At 37.3% G+C, this 18,216-nt stretch carries 12 protein-coding genes; 1 reads left to right on the top strand and 11 read right to left on the bottom strand.

The genetic code is table 11. The annotated features are described in order from the left end of the window. Positions 1-91: 91 nt before the first annotated feature. Positions 92-2,116, top strand: a complete 2,025-nt coding sequence (locus tag ACXAGS_RS14630) for a thioredoxin domain-containing protein (protein ID WP_474907799.1) — start codon at positions 92-94, stop codon at positions 2,114-2,116. A gap of 95 nt (positions 2,117-2,211) precedes the next feature. Here ACXAGS_RS14630 and ACXAGS_RS14625 read toward each other — a convergent pair whose 3' ends face one another. From ACXAGS_RS14625 to ACXAGS_RS14575, 11 genes are all read right to left on the bottom strand, one after another. After that, the gene (locus ACXAGS_RS14625) at positions 2,212-2,925 is read right to left on the bottom strand and encodes a gluconate 2-dehydrogenase subunit 3 family protein (protein WP_474907798.1); all 714 of its coding nucleotides are present in this window, start codon (positions 2,923-2,925) and stop codon (positions 2,212-2,214) included. A gap of 3 nt (positions 2,926-2,928) precedes the next feature. Continuing rightward, positions 2,929-4,650 carry a GMC family oxidoreductase gene (locus ACXAGS_RS14620; protein ID WP_474907796.1) on the bottom strand — a complete coding sequence of 574 codons (1,722 nt, stop codon included), beginning with the start codon at positions 4,648-4,650 and terminating at the stop codon, positions 2,929-2,931. A gap of 231 nt (positions 4,651-4,881) precedes the next feature. Continuing rightward, on the bottom strand, positions 4,882-6,780 hold the full coding sequence (locus ACXAGS_RS14615; RefSeq protein WP_474907795.1) for a monovalent cation:proton antiporter-2 (CPA2) family protein: 1,899 nt from the start codon (positions 6,778-6,780) through the stop codon (positions 4,882-4,884). A 3-nt stretch (positions 6,781-6,783) separates the two neighbouring features. After that, positions 6,784-7,377, bottom strand: coding sequence for an NAD(P)H-dependent oxidoreductase (locus tag ACXAGS_RS14610; protein ID WP_474907793.1), 594 nt, complete (start codon positions 7,375-7,377; stop codon positions 6,784-6,786). 34 nt (positions 7,378-7,411) lie between these two features. After that, positions 7,412-8,017 (bottom strand): MCP four helix bundle domain-containing protein, encoded by a 606-nt coding sequence (locus ACXAGS_RS14605; protein WP_474907792.1) that lies wholly within the window; start codon positions 8,015-8,017, stop codon positions 7,412-7,414. A gap of 149 nt (positions 8,018-8,166) precedes the next feature. After that, entirely contained in the window at positions 8,167-9,810 is a 1,644-nt protein-coding gene (locus ACXAGS_RS14600; protein WP_474907791.1) for a RagB/SusD family nutrient uptake outer membrane protein, read from the bottom strand. 21 nt (positions 9,811-9,831) lie between these two features. Then, entirely contained in the window at positions 9,832-12,894 is a 3,063-nt protein-coding gene (locus ACXAGS_RS14595; protein WP_474907790.1) for a SusC/RagA family TonB-linked outer membrane protein, read from the bottom strand. Positions 12,895-13,177: 283 nt separating this feature from the next. Continuing rightward, the gene (gene uxuA / locus ACXAGS_RS14590; RefSeq protein WP_474907788.1) at positions 13,178-14,359 is read right to left on the bottom strand and encodes a mannonate dehydratase; all 1,182 of its coding nucleotides are present in this window, start codon (positions 14,357-14,359) and stop codon (positions 13,178-13,180) included. Between the two features lie 9 nt (positions 14,360-14,368). After that, positions 14,369-15,505, bottom strand: a complete 1,137-nt coding sequence (locus tag ACXAGS_RS14585; protein ID WP_474907787.1) for an acyltransferase family protein — start codon at positions 15,503-15,505, stop codon at positions 14,369-14,371. 9 nt (positions 15,506-15,514) lie between these two features. Further along, the gene (locus tag ACXAGS_RS14580; RefSeq protein WP_474907785.1) at positions 15,515-17,095 is read right to left on the bottom strand and encodes a solute:sodium symporter family transporter; all 1,581 of its coding nucleotides are present in this window, start codon (positions 17,093-17,095) and stop codon (positions 15,515-15,517) included. Between the two features lie 93 nt (positions 17,096-17,188). Beyond that, positions 17,189-18,061, bottom strand: coding sequence for an inositol oxygenase family protein (locus ACXAGS_RS14575; protein WP_474907783.1), 873 nt, complete (start codon positions 18,059-18,061; stop codon positions 17,189-17,191). Positions 18,062-18,216: the final 155 nt, after the last annotated feature.

The following is an 18,216-nucleotide window of genomic DNA, read 5'->3' as shown; positions in this document are numbered from 1 at the left end:
TAACCGTAACGGTAAAAAAGAAATTCTTTTTTTACCCATAGCAACAGCATTTTTTCAATTAAATTAGAAAACAATTACTTGCATAACGCGAATGAGATTTTTGAGATTCAGCATTGTTTATTTTTGCTTTTGCTATTTTTTAACTGCACAACAAAAACCAAACGCTCTTTTAGAAGAAACCAGTCCATACTTACAATCGCACGCATATAATCCCGTAAACTGGTATCCTTGGCGTTCTACTTTTTTAGAGAAAGCCCAAGACGAAAACAAACTTCTAATTATAAGTATTGGCTATGCAAGTTGCCATTGGTGCCATGTAATGGCTCAAGAGTCTTTTGAAGACGAAACCGTAGCTAAAGTGATGAATTCCAGTTTTATAAATATTAAAGTTGACCGTGAAGAACGCCCGGATATTGACCAAATATATATGCGTGCCCTACAATTGATAAAAGGAGAAGGTGGCTGGCCTTTAAATGTAGTTGCATTACCAGATGGCAGACCAATTTATGCGGGTACTTACCATAGTAAAACACAATGGATATCGGTTTTAAAACAACTTGAAGAACTTTATAAAAAGCAACCTGAAAAAGCCATTGTATTTGCTGATAAAATTACAAAAGGTATTAAGGAGCTTAATTTAATATCCCCTAAAGAATCTATAGACCTCAGCACTAACGACCTAAAGAAAATTCAACAAAAACTATATCAGAAGTGGGATACAATCTATGGCGGATTAATAGGTACAGAAAAATTTATGTTACCTCAAAACCTTCTATACAACCTAAAATATGCAAGCCTAAGCAAGGATAGTGCAACCTTAGCCCACAACAAGCGTACCCTAAACAATATACTCTTTAACGGTGTGTTAGACGCTGTAGATGGTGGTTTTTACCGCTATAGTACCGATAGAGAATGGCAAGTTCCTCATTTTGAAAAAATGTTATACGACAACGCCCAGATGCTTAGTGTATACGCAGAGGCTTACAACCAATATAAGGATTTGGCCTACAAAGAAGCCATTACCCAAACTATTGACTTTCTAGATAATAATATGAGGCACAATAACGGTGGTTATATAGCTTCTTTACACGCAGACAGCAATGGCATGGAAGGTGGCTATTACGTATATACCGAGGAAGAAATAAAAGCTATAGCCCAAGAAAAACAAGCTTTATTCAAAAAGGTTTATAATCCCATACCGTTTGAAAAATCCTTCTACATTATCACCAAAAATAAATTAGCTCTAAAAAAACATAAGGCCCAGACCGCGGAATGGAACAAAGCGCTTGTAAAAATTAGAAGAAGCAAGCAAATGCCCTTAAAAGACGCAAAAATTATTACCAGCTGGAATGCCCTTTTGGTAAAAGGATATGTGGATGCCTATAGGGCGTTAGCAAATGAATCGTATTTAAAAAAAGCTGAAAACCTATTTGAATATCTTATCAAAAATCAATTTAACAAAGAAGCATTAGTACATCTAAAAAGTAAAAACGGAAATCATGTAAATGCTTTTGTAGAAGACTATGCCTACTTGGCAGATGCTGCAACCGCATTATACCTTGCCACCCAAAATGAAGCTTATCAAGTATATGCATTACGATTTTTAGATGCTTCCAAGGCGTTGTTTTATGATGAAAAGGAAGGATTATTTAAATATTCAAGTAATAACCAATTGGTTTCAAAAATTTATAAGACCAATGATGATGTTTTACCCAGTCCTACTTTAGTTTTAGCCGATAATTATTTTAAATGGGGACATATACTATACCAGAAAGCGTATTTACAAATGGCCGAACAGATTTTTAAAAACACCTACAACTTATATCAAAACCAACCGGAACATTATCCTAGCATTGGTGCTCTGGCCCTTAATTACGTTTATCCCTTCTATGAGGTTGCCATAGTAGGCCCTAAGGCCGCAACACTTGCCACAAAATTTAGACGTTTAAAGCCTATTAACGGAATAATTGTATACAGCACTAGTGCAAATGAACTACCGCTGTTCAAGGGCCGTTATGAACCCAACCAGACTTATATCTACGTTTGCCAAAACAATAGTTGCAAACTACCAGTAGAGACTGTAGAAGAGGCCTTGTTACAAATGAATTTTAATTAAATAAGAAAAGCTATTGCACATTGGTCTGTACAATAGCTCTCTCAATAGTCAACTAAAAGGTTGGTTGTTGGTTAAGTAGTTGTCTGTTTTGTTGACTATGTTAATAAGTTGCCTTCGTCGTCCCACTGGGCAATTTCGTTTCGTTTACTCTGATCCACACATTTAGCAAGCCATTCTTCATCATAAGCCACGCCATGCTGGTCCAAAACATCTTGCGGTACCCCATCCCAAACATTTGGTGAATTACCCTTATAACCCAATTCTTCTATACCTAATTTAGAAGTGTAAAAACCGGTCATGGTTAAATTACGAACAAGACTAAAAAAGTTAACCGCAAATGGTCTATCCTTTTGGGGTGTTTCTGGATCGTAATACGCTATTTCGTCCAAAATTTCTTTTTGTTGGCTTTCTTGTAAGCTATCGAAGTTGGTATTAAACCGTGTATTGGCTTCATGATCTAGCCACATTAAACCACCCCTAAGGTCTAATTGCAAATCTGGAATATCTTTAGCCATAAATTCTATAAAAGATACCACATCTGCATCTGACGCACCCTTGTAAGTTTCACTGGAAGGTAAAATTAAATCGCAAAGCACGGTCATGGTTTCCATTTCGTGTGTATTAAAGAATTGATCGTCATGCAATTCTTGTACAAGTTCATTTTCGCTAGCGGTTCGCCACTTTACCATAGAACTTTCTACAACATCTGGAGCTATTTCCGTATCCGTACCTGGTTTGCAGCCGTGCAATGCCAAGCCTCCAGCTACACCTCCAAAAACTATAGATTTTAAACTTTTTCTCCTATCCATGTCTTAGAAGTTTTGCTTTTTAAATTGTTCTACAATATAGTCAGAAGCCCTCCAAGAAAGTGCCAAGATTGTCCATGTACAGTTCTTGTCTGCCTGAGACACAAAAGACCCAGCATCTACAATAAAAACATTGTCCACATCATGCAACTGTTGAAATTTGTTGGTTACAGAAGTCTTAGGGTCATCTCCCATTCGGGTAGTTCCAACCTCATGGATTATACGTCCTGGGGCATGCAACCCGTAATCTACGTCCTTACCGGGTTTTTCTCCCAATAATTCCCCACCCATATTGGTCAAGATTTCTTCAAATGTATCTTGCATGTGTTTGGCTTGGTTACGCTCCAAATCGGACCATTTATAGTTAAATTTCAAAACTGGAATACCCCATTCGTCCACTACGGTTTCATCTATCTCGCAGTAATTGTCTTTACGCGCTATAGATTCTCCCCGGCCTGCCATACCTACTACGGCTCCATAATATTTTTTTACATCACTCCTAAGTACATCGCCATAGCCACCAACTTTAGTTCCAAAGAATTTGTTGAACTCGTTGGCATTAAAGCCAAAACCGTAACTAGGCATTCCCATACCACCCCACACTTCTATGTGGTAACCTCTTGGGAAATCTAATTTAGAATTATCTCCCCACCAAGGTGAATAGACATGCATACCACCCACACCATCTTCATTATAGGAAACCTTACGGTTCATCAAATCTGGAATAAAAGCAGCACGATCGGCACCAGTAGAATCATGTAAATATTTGCCAACATGATCACTGCTATTACCTAAACCATTTGGATGTTGTTTGCTTTTAGAATTTAATAGAATACGTGCAGAGCTACAGGCAGAAGCCCCCAGTACTACCACTTTACCCTTTAATTTATATTCTGTTCTATCTTCTTTATTAATGTAAGAAACTCCGGTTGCCTTACCTTCTTCATCTGTGGTAACGGTACGCACCACACAATTAACAAAAAGGTCTACCTGACCCCCATTTTTTTGAGCTGGAAATATTAAGCAAGTACCGGCAGAAAAATCTGCATAAACTTGGCACGCCCTAGAACATTGTCCGCAGTAAAAACAAACACCGCGCTCATTATTGATACGCTTGGTTAGCATAGACATTCTAGAAGGATAAACCGGAATATTGGTTTTACGGGCCCCTTTTATGTAAAAAAGCTCGTGTAATCTTGGTTTAGGCGGAGGTAAGAAAAACCCATCTGGATCATTCCTAAGCCCCTCATTGGTGCCAAAAACACCAATTAGTTTATCTACCTTGTCATAGTAAGGTTTTACATCCTCATAGCCAATTGGCCAATCGTCCCCGTAACCATCTATACTTTTATGTTTAAAATCGTCTGGACCAAAACGCAACGAAATTCTACCCCAATGATTGGTTCTACCCCCAAGCATATGAGACCTAAACCAATCAAATTTAGTGCCTTCTGCACGGGTATACGGTTCTCCTTCTATTTCCCACCCACCATAAGCCGCATCAAAATCACCAAAGGGCCTAACGGTAGATGCACCTCTTCTAGGCGATTCATATGGCCATCTTAATTGGGTACGTTGTTCTGGGTCTGCAGGGTCAAAAAAGGGACCTGCCTCTACTACTGCTACTTTTAAGCCAGCTTCGGATAGCACTTTTGTGGCCATACCACCACCAGCTCCTGACCCTACTATGATTACATCATAGATAGTAGCATTTTCTTTTATTTGCATGCAATATGCGTTAGTTTATTAGTCTTATCGTTGAATATCAATCGCATAAAAATTATGATTTTATAATTAAAAATAACTTTATACTTCAACTATTCAACAACATGACCTTAATTATCTACATTCTTCCCGAATTTTGTTTAAATTTTTAGATAAACAACAATTTTAAAAAGCTAAACAACAGTGAATCAATTATTAACTACAAAACCATTAACCTTTTCCCTTCTTTTTTGTTTAGGTCTTCTTTAGGCGCTGTTTGGCCAGCGCTGCGGAACGCATTTCATCACTATCCCAAAGTTTATCATGTGATAGAATACCCCGGGTAAAATCTTGTTCCAAGAGTTTTTCTTGTTGTTCTAACTCCCTTCTGGCTTTAGAAATATAAGCGTCTCTATCTTTTGGCCTTTCTGCCATATTTTTAAGACCCTGCTCGTCGTACCTAATAAAATTTTGTGCCTGCCTATAAACAGAATACCTTCTAAAACCTAAATGGGTTAATGCATCACTGGCTAATTTTACCGAAGTATCTAACGATTCACGATAAATATCCTTTACTCCAGCATCCATCAATTCGAAAGCATCATAGCGGTTTCTAGCCCTTACCAGTAATTTTAACTGCGGATATTTTTCTTTTACAATCTTTACCAAATGGTTGGTAGTCTCTGTACTGCCAATGGCACAAATAAGCAGTTTAGCATCTGCAATACCTGCAGCTTCTAAAAGCTCCATACGTGTGGCATCTCCATAATAAACTTGAAATCCCATTCTTCTTAAAAAATCAACTCGAGTAGAGTCATGGTCTAAAATAGTAGCTTCAATACCATGAGCGCGTAAAAAGCGACCAACGGTGCTACCAAAATGTCCAAACCCCACCAGAATTACTTTGTGCGTTTTGGCAATATGGTCCATCGGTCTATTCTCTTGACGTTTAGTACCAATTTTAGGTAATAAAAATCGCTCATTTAGTAAACTTAAAATAGGAGTTAACGCCATGCTTAGGGCAGTAATAACCAACATCATATCCAAATTAAACTGGTTTATGATGTTTAGTTGAAAGGCGAAAGAAAATAACACAAAAGCAAACTCACCAATTTGAGCTAGACCGATCATAAGCAATAAACGTTGGTCCGTTTTTATTTTAAATACTTTGGCTACACCATAAATTACCAAAGCTTTTAAGGCAATAACGGCGATGACCAAACCAATAATCATAATAGGGTTCTCTGCAATAACCTGAAAGTTGATAGATGCACCAACAGTAATAAAGAACAGACCTAGCAATAGACCTTTAAATGGTTCTAAATTACTTTCTAATTCATGTTTAAATTCGCTAGTAGCTAAAACCACTCCACCTAAAAAAGCACCTAATGCGGGACTTAGACCAACCATTTCCATTAAAAAAGAGATACCTAGAACAATAAACAGTGCCGATGCCGTAAGTAACTCTCTAATTCTTGCCTGTGCCACCAAACGTAATAGCGGAACAATCAAATACCTACCCGCCAGTACAATTGCTACAATGGATAATAGGATAGCAGCTGCCTGCCAGCCCAGGGATAGGCTATCTAAGAAGTGAAAATTATCTGTGGTATGAGATGTTGTGTTGTTTTCCCCTCCAGAAGATAATAATGGTAAAACCGCCAACATGGGAATAACAATAATATCTTGGAACAACAAAATGGAAAAAGACGAAGTACCGTAGGTACTATCCATTAAGTTTTTTTCTTTTAGGGTTTGTAAAGTAATGGCCGTAGAAGATAACGCTACCGCCATGGCTATGGTAATAGCAACATTTGTTTCAAAACCTATATAATAGAATAGCAAGTAGCCTAATACCAAGGTTATCCCTACTTGAAGCCCCCCTAAGCCTACTATTCGTTTTCGCATTTGCCAAAAGGTCTTTGGTTCTATTTCCAAACCAATTAGAAATAGCATCATTACAACACCAAATTCTGCAAAATGCAATATATCTTCTCCTTCTTCTCCTACAAAACCTAATAAAAAGGGCCCTATGAGTACACCCGCTAGTAAATAACCTATTACAGAACTAAGACCAAAACGCTTTGCCAACGGAACACAGATTAGTGCCCCAAGTAAAAAAACTATGGCTTGAAATAAAATACTAGTTGTCATTGGCTATTGATTTGGTAGTGTTATTTCGCTAAGAAAGTTGTTGGTTTTAAAATACGCTAGATCTGGGGCTCGCATCATTTCTTTTAATAAGGCCCTATATTTTTCTCCATAAGCGTCAAGGTTAATTTCTTCTACCCTATGCGTACCCATTACAGTAAATGGCGATAAGTAATCCATACCGCATAAAATTGCTGTTTGTTCAAAAGGTCTAAGAAACTCTGCTACCGAATAATGGTTAGAGCCAGAAGAACAATATAACTCCTTAGAGCCTCCTGTTGTTATGACATTAAAACAGGTTTTGTTCCATAATGTACGTCCTTTAGGGCCGTAAGCCCAGTTGTATTCTAATACTACATCAATCCATTGCTTTAACAAAGGCGGGCAGCTGTACCAATAAAAGGGGTGTTGCCAAACAATGATATCATGCAAGGCAAGAATGTTTTTTTCTTCGTTTACGTGAATATTAAAATCAGGATAGAGCTCATACAAGTCTCTGAAAGTTACCCCTTCCAGGTCTCTTATTGCATTAATTAATGCTAGATTGGCTTTGGATTGTTCCAATTTAGGATGCGCAAAGAGCACAAGTATTTTTCTCATACCATTAGTTTTGCACCTAAATTAAGAAAAGCGTCTAAGAAACCCTTAGGTTGTCCTTATCCTCTTTTTTAGGATTATACATAATAATTACCTGAATGATTACGGCAAGAATAATTAATAGATAAATCTCTATTTTGGTGAACAAGTCTACCGTATTTAGTGCTTTTCTACTGATAGACACTTGCCTATTCCCTTCTTCTAATTGAATATTGGCCAATTGATTAAGGCTACGCTCCAATACCGAAAGTTGTTTTAAATAAGCTGCATTATCTACCTCCATAACTTTCTCGTTCTTTTCTAAGGCAAAAAGATTTTCCAATTCGGTTTTAAAGTCGGTATAAATTACGCCTTCCTCTCTGGTAAGCTTGGTTTTGTCAAAGCGGTCTACCAATAAGTTGAGTTCTTTTTGTTGGCCGGCCAACTCCGTTGTGGCAAAAGGCTTAGCAGTTACAGCATTTAGCTTTTTCTCTTGCAAAACCTTATACATATTAAAAATAAGATTTTTAGCCACTAGCCGGTCTTCATAAATGGTGGCTACAGACTCTTTTACCAAAGAAAAACTATTACGGTCTACCAAATTGGTGGCAACAATTACAAAGAAAATCAGCAGGATACCCAGTATCCATTTTAGCTTGGTCAAAAAATTCATTTTAGGTCTAATTAATTTAAGTCTGTAACTAAATATACCAATTAAAAATTAGTCCTAAAAAGAAAAACTCCGTTGCTAACACAACGGAGTTTTACAAATTAAAAATGATTAAACTAAACTAACTCTAACTGTACTAAATTTTATTCGTATCCTGGATTCTGGGTAATACTACCTCCAGAATTATCTATTTCTGCTTGTGGAATAGGTCTTAGCAAATGCTTTTGTTCCAAAGCTCCGTTTAATGCCGCATGCGGATTGTTGGCTAAGGTTCTCTCTATTAACTTACCGGTTCGCTTTAAATCCATCCATCTATTTGCTTCTCCGGCAAGTTCTCTTGCCCTTTCATCCAAAATATAGTCTAAATCTACTTCTGCAGCTGTTACCGCTGTAGTTAACCCTGCTCTAGAACGTAATGTAGTTAACAAGGTTGCAGCGCTTGCGGCATCGTTTAATTGCAAATAAGCTTCCGCGGCAATTAAGTACGCCTCACCAGATCGCATAACCACCATATCTCTTTCTCCTTGAGAAGATTGATCAGGTTGTGTAAAAGGAACGCCCGGATCATCAAACTTTTTAAACATTGGGTAGTGTACTACGGTAACACCGTTGTTTTCAAAATAAGTCCCTGGGTTAATTACTTTATATGGTACCGCATCCATTTCTGCCTGTGTCCAAGCTACCTTAGGAAAATAAATAGCAGTATCGCCAGCCATTACGTTAACGGTAGCACCATTAACGGTAGACTCGTAATCTTCATCTGCAACAATTACCCTACGGAACGAAGCGTCTGCGCGTTCGTCATCATCTTCAAATAAAGAGTAGAAAAATTCTGTTGGCGCCGCACCAAGTCCTTTTTGATATTTGTCTCCACGAAGAAGCCCTGGGTAATCAAAATAACGGAACTTATACAACATGTGCCTAGAATTACCCCAACCTCTACTTACCGAGTTTGAACCAAACAAATAGGAAAACACAACTTCTGAGTTACGCTGATTTTCTTCGCTTACCAAAGACTCAAAAGAATCTACTAATGGATGATTAGCAATAACCGTTTCAGAAAGACTTACAGCAGTTTGAAAATCAGAGGACGACCCAAATGATTTATACCCTCTTGTCAATAACACTCTAGCCGTAAATTGTCTAACAGCATCTTTGGTTAACCTACCAAACGTATCCGTAGTTTCAGGAAGATCAGCTAAAGCTTCGTTCAAATCTTGAACTATTTGCGCGTACACTTCTTCCTCTGAAGCTCTTGGATAACTAATCTCTGCGGTTGTTACCTGACTGGTAATTATTGGAACACCTCCAAAGTTTTCTACCAATTTAAAATAAGCCAAAGCTCTAAAAAATTTGGCTTCTGCAACCCCATTAGACAACTCTGCTTGTGGCACATCTTCTGCAATTGACGCAGCCTCAATGGCCACATTGGCCGCTGCTATAACCCTGTATTGATTACCCCAATATACATCTACAGGCCAGTTTCTACCGGTAAGATTTACATAATCGTTAATCTCATCTGTACCTGTTAAAGCCGTACCCCTAGTAACGATATCCGTACCTAGATCTTCTAGAACATAATACATATCTCCCGTATATCTAGTAGTAGTTTCTCTAGCTCTTTCGTAAACAGAAGCTACTAACTGGTCAAATATTGCTGGATCTGTTGCTACATTATCCAAACCTAGCGCCTCATTATTCTCTTCTTCCAAGTAATCTTCACAGCCCATTGTAAATAGTCCTAAGACCAATGAGGCGGCTATAATTTTATATCGATTTAATTTCATTTTTTCAGTTTTATTCGTTTGTTAGAAACTTACGTTGATACCTGTTATGATGGAACGTGACAAGAATGCCGCTCCCCAATGGTTTCTACCGGCATTTTCTGGGTCCCAGCCATCGTAATCCGTGAATATAAATGGATTCTGCGCTGTAACGTAAAATCTTAATTTATCTAAACCTAAAGTGTTCAAAGCGTTGTCTGGCAATTTATAACCTAACGTAATGAAGCCTACTTTGGTAAACGAGATATCTCTGTATTTAATGGCATTTTGGAACGTACCACCATTACCTGGCTGGTACCAGTTGTTGGTTGGATTCTGAGGTGTCCAGTAATTTACGTTATAACCATTAAAAGTTCTGGTTGGTTCACTATCCCAAGGAAATGAGAACGCATTATGAAAGTTACTCATCATACTATTTCCCTGACTTGTGCTTATCAAAAAGGTAAAATCAAAATCTTTATAGTTCAACGTACTGGTAACACTACCTGTCCATTTAGGAACTACATTTCCAATGATAGTTCTGTCACCGTCTGGTGTAATCTGGCCATCTCCATTGATGTCCCTAACTTTTACCTGTCCAGGTCTTTGGTTATAGGTTGCTGCTTCTGCGGCTTCATCTAATTGCCAAATACCGTCGTACTCATAATCATAGATAGAACCTATGGATTCCCCTACCCTATGAATTAAATTGGTTCCGTTTACATTGAAAATAATCTCATCCAAATCGCCATACAACCTGTCAAGAGTATTTTTGTTACGCGCAAAGTTAAAATTGGTAGTCCAGGTTAGGTTCTCATTATCAATATTAACCGTATTTAAACCAATTTCTATACCCTTGTTGGTAGACTCACCCACATTATCAAATGTTCCTGAGAAACCGGTAACATCTGGCAGTGGTGAAAAGAAAATGATATCTGAGTTTTTTCTGTTATACACATCAACAGAACCGTAGATACGGTTTTGTAAAAATCCAAAATCTATACCTACGTTAATTTCCGTAGTGCGCTCCCAAGTTAGGTCTTCATTAGCCAAACCACCTATGTAAGCCGTGGAAACTGCTGCGTCTCCTAAATTGGTGGCACTAGAAGACAACAGGGACTGAGAGGCCAGTGGGGCCAACCCGCCACCTTGACCATTATTACCTGTTTGCCCGTAGCTTAACCTAAGTTTAGCATTGGATATTACATTTTGATCCTTAAGGAAATTTTCTTCCATCATTTTCCAAGCAAAAGCTGCCGAAGGGAAAAAGGCCCATTTATTTTCTTTAGATAAAATAGAAGCACCATCATAACGACCGGTTACCGTAAACAAATATTTATTGTCTAAAGTATAGTTGATTCTACCCGTATAAGACTCTAAAGTTTGTTTGGAAAAACCACTTGATAAATCCCTAATATCTAAACCTGCATCTAAATTGTAAAATGAAAATTCATCTGTAGTAAAATTTCTTACCTGAGAATAATACCCTTCTCTACGCTCCAGGAATCTAGAAACAACTCCGGTAACATTTAAAGAATGAATGTCTTTAGACCAGTTCCAGTTTAAAATATTATCCCATGTGTAAGAGAAGTAATTGGTATTATCCACTACCGCTCTCCTGTTAGATGGGTTGCCACTAACACTTTTAGAAAGTAATCCCCTATACTCTCCATATCTTTGATACTTAATATTAGGTGAGAATTTAGTAGTAAAACTTAAACCATTAACTGGGGACAATTTTAAGGAGATATCTCCTAAATACTGTAGAAAACGAGTTTCTCTTGTAATATTTTGGGTATCGAACAATGGGTTTGTTATCTGTGTTTCTTTTTGCGTAGGAAAAAATCGTAAACTACCATCTTCATTATAAGGCCTACCAATTGGTTTTAAACGATAAGCACTTCTAAAAGCCTCCCAGCTACCGGTATTTTGCACCACGCTGGTTACGTAATTGTTAACACTAACATTTAACCAATCTGTTAAATCACTAGACAGGCTACCCCTAATATTGTATCTGTTGTAATCTTCGCCTTCTACGGTACCTTCATCTAAAGTATACCCTAGACCTACGGCATAGGTAGTGTTTTCATTACCACCGCTCATATCTATGGTATGGTTACTTTGCAAACCACTCTTTAACAATAGATCTACCCAATCCGTATCTACACCATCTGCAACGTTTTGCAACTCCTCACTATCCAAATAATTGGATAAATCTACCTGCTCTCTTCTAAAACTTAAATCGCCATTGGTCTGTGCAAACTCATTACCAACCACCACATCTTTTAAGAATTCTATATAGCCAGGACCATCATATACAGAAGGTAAATTATAAGCTTGTTTAAAACCAATGTAGTTGTTGTAGTTAACACGCATTTTACCTTGCTTACCTCTCTTGGTCTCAATGATAACTACCCCGTTACTACCTCTAGAACCATAAATAGCCGTGGCAGAAGCATCTTTTAGAATATCCATTTTATCAATATCCGCTGGATTTAAAAAGGAAATATCGTCTACAAAAATTCCATCAACGATAAACAATGGGTTTTGACCCGGATTAAAACCACCTTGATTGGCTGTCTGATTGGAATTAATGGTACTGGCACCACGAATTCGAATGTTAAATCCGCCCGCGCCAGGTTTATTATCCGTACGTTGAATTACAACACCGGGAGCCTGCCCTTGTAATGCAGAAACTGCATCTACTTTGTTGGCCTGTTCTATTTGCTCACTGCCTACGGAAGCCACAGAACCAGTTAGGTCTGCCCTTTTAACTTCTCCATATCCAATTACAACAACCTCATCTAATTTACTTACATCTTCTATTAATTGTACGTTAATCGTATTCTGGCTGCCAACGGTAATGTCCTTGGAGCTAAAACCTATATAAGAATAGGTAAGTACAACTGCGTCTCCAGAAACATTAATAGTATAGTTACCATCAAAATCTGTTTGCGCACCAGTATTAGTTCCTTTTTGGACAACGGTTGCACCAGGCAACGGAGCACCGGTATCATCCGTAACCGTTCCGGAAATTGTGCGGTCTTGCCCATAAGATAACAGACAAGTACCAAACGCCAAGAGTAGCGTTAAAATTGATTTAAGCATAATTTATTGTTTAGTTAAATTTCAGTTATTGCATAAAATTAGGAGAGGACCGTTGTACTTACCATGGACGTATTTTTCAAATACATGGATATATCTTCAAAAGCCCGTGAATACTGGACTAAAGACAATATTTATTAAGAAAAAACTGCATTGATTTTATATTGAAGATTACAAAATAGGCTAGATATCCATACTTTGAGTTGTTAATTTCACGAAAACGATTTAGAAATAAAAAAAACGGGCAAGACCCGTTTTATTATTTCTTCTCAAAATACTTTTCTATTTAAATACTACGCTCTATACCCAACATTAAACCCCTAAGTTCTGCTAATCCCCTTAATCTACCAATGGCAGAATAGCCAGGATTGGTATGCTTTTTTAAATCGTCTAGCATTTGATGCCCATGATCTGGCCGCATTGGCATTTGATAGTCTTGTCTACCCATCTTTTTTCTATTGGCTTGTTCTACCAACAAGGCTTTCATTACCGCATACATATCTACATCTCCATTTAGATGGTCTGCTTCAAAAAAACTACCCCATTGGTTTCTTTTTGTGCTCCTTAAATGAACAAAATTTATTCTATCACCTAGACGATGCACCATTCCTTCCAAATCATTCTCTTTGATTACTCCGTAAGAACCGGTACAAAAACATAGGCCGTTATTTGGGCTATCTACTGCCCCCAAAAGTTGCTGCGCATCTTTTTCCGTACTTACCACCCTTGGCAATCCAAGAATTGGATACGGAGGATCATCTGGGTGTATGGCCATATTTACCCCAGAATTTTCTGCAACAGGAATTATTTCCGTTAAAAACTTATACAAATTTTCCCTTAATTTTTTATCGTCTATTTGGGCATAACCATTGAGCACTTCTTGAAATTGTTCTAGCGTATACCCCTCTTCTGCCCCTGGTAAACCCGCAATAATATTATTGGTTAACGCTTTTATGGCCTCCTTGGATAGGGAATTATAAACAGATTTTGCCCTAGAAATTTGCTCCTTGGTGTATACCGCTTTAGCATCTAGACGTTTTAAAATATAAAGTTCAAATGCGGCAAATTGATCCGCATCAAAACGTAATGCTTTTGAACCATCTGGCATCTCAAAAGCTAAATCGGTCCTAGTCCAGTCTAGAACGGGCATAAAATTGTAGCAGATGGTTTTTATACCACACTCCCCCAAATTTTTTATGCTCTCTTGGTAATTGGCAATATAGGTTTTGTACGCTCCAGTCCGCTTTTTAATATCTTCATGCACGGGTACACTTTCTACAACGGACCATTTTAAGCCGGCATCCTCAATTATCTTTTTACGTTCAAAAATTGCATCTTTAGACCAAACTTCTCCATTTGGAATTTGATGTAAAGCGGTAACAATACCGCTGGCTCCTGCCATCTTTATATCTGATAGGGACACTAAATCGTTTGGTCCATACCACCTCCAAGTTTCTTCTAAAGCCATGCTAGCTATTTAAATTTTTATATAAATTTTCTTTTTATGAAGCCATAACCCAACCAACCAGCACAACAACATAAACAGAATACCTGTTACCAAAGCACCAAAAGAACCAGGAAAAAGCTGTTGTACCACCACCTCACTAAACCATTCAAATGCATCATAATTCTCAGTCACCGGTATTAGCCTTAAGGTAATGAAAACCAATTCTGAAAATAGGTAAATAAAAAGTGGGTTTTTACCAAAAACATCAAAGAAGTAAACACCAAATTTTACTTTCTTAATTTCGATGGCGTATACTAGGGTAGCCAAAACAAACAAATCTAACGCTATGGTATGGAGTGTAAAACTACTGGTCCATAATTTCTTAGAAATTGGGAAAATAAGATTCCACCATTGCCCCAAAGAATAGATTAGAAAACCAGCCACCATTAAAACAGCTATTGATTTAAAAGTATTCCCGTTTTTTTTAAGATAAACACCAGCAAAATATCCACCTAAAACATTTACTATAGCTGGTAACGTGCTTAATAAGCCTTCTGGATCAAACGGTACACTATCTTTTTTGTAAACATGCCCTTCGCCTAAAAGAAAAAGGTCTAGTCTAGTAATTGCGTTGCTGCCCATTTCCAATACACCTCCATTGCCATCAAACCAGTACAACAAACACCAATACAATAGTAAAATAAGTGCTGAAATTAAGCCGACAATTTTGTTGTTTAAGTGATAGATAAGAACTGAAGCGAAAAAATAACATAAGGCTATACGTTGCAAAACGCCCATAATACGGGTTTCACCAATGGGTTTTAACGAAACATCTTGCCCTGACCATTCAAAAAAAGGAAACCAATACATAAGATATCCTAAAAGAAAAATAATAATGGTACGCCTAATTACTTTCTTATAAAATCTAGATGCTGGCGTTGCTTTTAATTTAGCCATGGAAAAACTCATGGCATTACCCATAGCAAATAAAAATGAAGGGAACACCAAATCTGCCAAGGTAAAACCTAACCAGTTTGCGTGCGATAGATAGGGATAAATATCGGCTCCGGTACCTGGGGAGTTTACCAAAATCATTAAACAGATGGTTAAGCCCCTAAATACGTCTAAGGCCAAAAACCGGTTTGTTTTATTTATACTAGTAGACATATACTGATTTTAAAGTTGACCCATAAAAATATAAATGACCAGGGTGATTGCACAAAGTACAATACCCATTGGCTTGGCATATTTCCATGTTTCTAGCTTTTCTTGGCTATTTTCAAGCGTTGCATTATTATAATTAATTCTTGGGTAGAAATAAGAAACCCTAAACATAATTGCAAAATTCAATAGAAACTCAATACCCCATAAGTGTACAAAATGGATACCGGTATCAAACACAAAAGTGGTTAATATGTAGAACAAAAGACCTACAAATAGCGCCACTTTAGCACCCAAGGCAGAAACTGATTTAAAGAAAAAACCTGCTAATAAAATGGAGGCTATAGGTATAAAAAAGATACCGTTTAATTGCTGTAATAACTGATACAAACCATCTGGTGCATTGGCCACAAAAGGTGCAACAAAGATTGAAAAAATGGCCAAGATAATGGATGTGGTTTTACCAACACGTACTAATTTGGCATCGCTACTAGATTTGTCTATATGCTTCTTGAAAATATCTACGGAGAATATGGTAGCGGCACTATTAAGCACACTATTAAACGTACTTAAAACCGCCCCTAGAACTACAGCTGCAAAAATACCCACCAAACCTACTGGCAATACACGCTTTATCAATTCAGGATAAATCATATCCTGATCGGCATACATACTATCCCCTAGATAATAAAAAGCGATGACACCGGGCAAAATAATAACTATTGGGATTATAATTTTTAGAACCCCAGTAAACAATAGCCCTTTTTGTGCTTCTTTTAAGTTTTTAGCACCTAATGCTCGCTGTATTATGGTTTGGTTCATACCCCAGAAATACAATTGGTTTATCATTAAGCCCGTAAATAATACTTCAAAAGGCAAAACGGAATCTTTAGTTCCTATTACGTTAAATTTTTCGGGGCTATTCTCATACACCTTTTGTAATCCTACTAATGGGTTTCCCTCTCCAATGGCTAATAGCGCAAAAATAGGAATGGCTGCACCACCGATTAACAAACCATAACCATTAATAGTGTCTGATATTGCAACCGCTTTTAATCCACCTAAAATTGCATAAAGCGCTCCCAAACTACCAATTACCACAACAGTTACCCATAAACTCTCTTGTTTTGGTAAATCTAAAACCTCAGAAACATTAAAAATACTCTCTAGATTAATTGCCCCCGTGTAGAGTACAATGGGTAAAATAGTAACCACAAAAGAAACCATTAGAAAAAAGGCTACCAAGGTTCTTGTGGTTCCATCGAACCGTTTTTCTAAGTATTCTGGAATGGTGGTTAACCCCATCCTTAAATATTTGGGTATAAAATATAGGGCCGCTATTACCAAAGCTATGGCAGAAGTTACCTCCCATGCTATGATAATGAACCCGTTTTTATAGGAAGAACCGTTCATGCCAATTAAATGTTCCGTAGAAATATTGGTTAAAAGCATAGAGCCGGCTATGACCACCCCGGTTAAACTCTTACCGCCTAAAAAATAGCCGTCTTTTGTCTTTAAGGACTCCTTTCTAAGTTTAAACCAACTAAAAAATGCAACAAATAAGGTAAAAGCAAGAAATGAAAGTAACGTATACATATATCTTTAAAATTGGACAAGCAACCTCCTTTCTAAATCCTTAATAGATTTGGAATAAAGGTTTTACAAGATTTAAATGTGATTAATTACTTTCTAAAACTTGATTTTTTCAGGTAAATACTTAGCAGCCAATTCTTTGTAATATGGCATTAAGGCTGCTACATCTGGCTTAACAGGTGCTTTGGTATACAAATCATACGGATTAAACTTCTTTACCCACTCAAACATCTCCTTATCCTTTTCGTTCATTAAATGAGTGTATGCGTTTTCCTTATGCTGGGCATAAAAAGAATGATACCTAATTATATACAATGCTGGTTCTGGCAAGTAGTCTTTCATAACATGGTATAAATATTCGTCATGGCCCCAGCTCATTTTTACCTTTTCCAAGCCGCAATTGGCATCGTAAACACCATATTTGGTATTAAATTTATCGTTAGTGGTATCTGGGTTTAACTGGAAAAACTCTGGATACACTATGTTTTCAGAAAAAGCACACCCAACTGGATAAGTATCCCCAACTACCGCCCATTGCGGCTCTCCAAACAAGCATAATATTTTACCTAAATCATGTAAAAATCCGGTAAGAACAAACCAATCTGGGTGCCCGTCTGCACGTATTGCCTCAGAGGTTTGCAACAAGTGTTGCGTTTGGTCTAAGTCAATATCCGGATCACTATCATCTACCAGCGTATTTAAAAACTCTACCGCCTCCCAAACACTCATTTCGCGCTTCTGTAGTTTTAAAAACTCTTCTTCTTTTGCGCAAACAAAATCATAGGTTTGGTACGTATGGTTTTCTTTGTAAAATTCCCTAACAATAGCTACCCTATCAGAATCCACATAATTTCTAAATTCTTCTTTTTCCTTTACTGGTTCGTCTGGATTAGGATATCTTCTTTTTAAATCATCTTCCCAATCATCCTCAATACTCAGTAAATTTTTATGGTTCTTTAGGTCTTTCATAAATTGTCAATTTAAAATTCAGTCGTTATCAGTTGCAATGCTCAAGATACATCTTGCTCTCATGTTCAGAATGGATGTATTTTTCAAATACATGGATAATTAGGGCTTGTTTTATTTAAATATAGATAAAAATCAACCTAAAACCATAAAGACCA

It is taken from the genome of Croceivirga sp. ABH4_376, from assembly GCF_056160685.1.
This window is presented reverse-complemented; position numbering and strand designations above follow the sequence as displayed.

Coding starts and splice junctions, on each gene's coding strand:
- ACXAGS_RS14625 (WP_474907798.1), bottom strand. CDS start 2,925: ATGGATAGGAGAAAAAGTTTAAAATCTATAGTTTTTGGAGGTGTAGCT.
- ACXAGS_RS14595 (WP_474907790.1), bottom strand. CDS start 12,894: ATGCTTAAATCAATTTTAACGCTACTCTTGGCGTTTGGTACTTGTCTG.
- ACXAGS_RS14600 (WP_474907791.1), bottom strand. CDS start 9,810: ATGAAATTAAATCGATATAAAATTATAGCCGCCTCATTGGTCTTAGGA.
- ACXAGS_RS14610 (WP_474907793.1), bottom strand. CDS start 7,377: ATGAGAAAAATACTTGTGCTCTTTGCGCATCCTAAATTGGAACAATCC.
- ACXAGS_RS14620 (WP_474907796.1), bottom strand. CDS start 4,650: ATGCAAATAAAAGAAAATGCTACTATCTATGATGTAATCATAGTAGGG.
- ACXAGS_RS14630 (WP_474907799.1), top strand. CDS start 92: ATGAGATTTTTGAGATTCAGCATTGTTTATTTTTGCTTTTGCTATTTT.
- ACXAGS_RS14580 (WP_474907785.1), bottom strand. CDS start 17,095: ATGTATACGTTACTTTCATTTCTTGCTTTTACCTTATTTGTTGCATTT.
- ACXAGS_RS14585 (WP_474907787.1), bottom strand. CDS start 15,505: ATGTCTACTAGTATAAATAAAACAAACCGGTTTTTGGCCTTAGACGTA.
- ACXAGS_RS14615 (WP_474907795.1), bottom strand. CDS start 6,780: ATGACAACTAGTATTTTATTTCAAGCCATAGTTTTTTTACTTGGGGCA.
- uxuA (WP_474907788.1), bottom strand. CDS start 14,359: ATGGCTTTAGAAGAAACTTGGAGGTGGTATGGACCAAACGATTTAGTG.
- ACXAGS_RS14575 (WP_474907783.1), bottom strand. CDS start 18,061: ATGAAAGACCTAAAGAACCATAAAAATTTACTGAGTATTGAGGATGAT.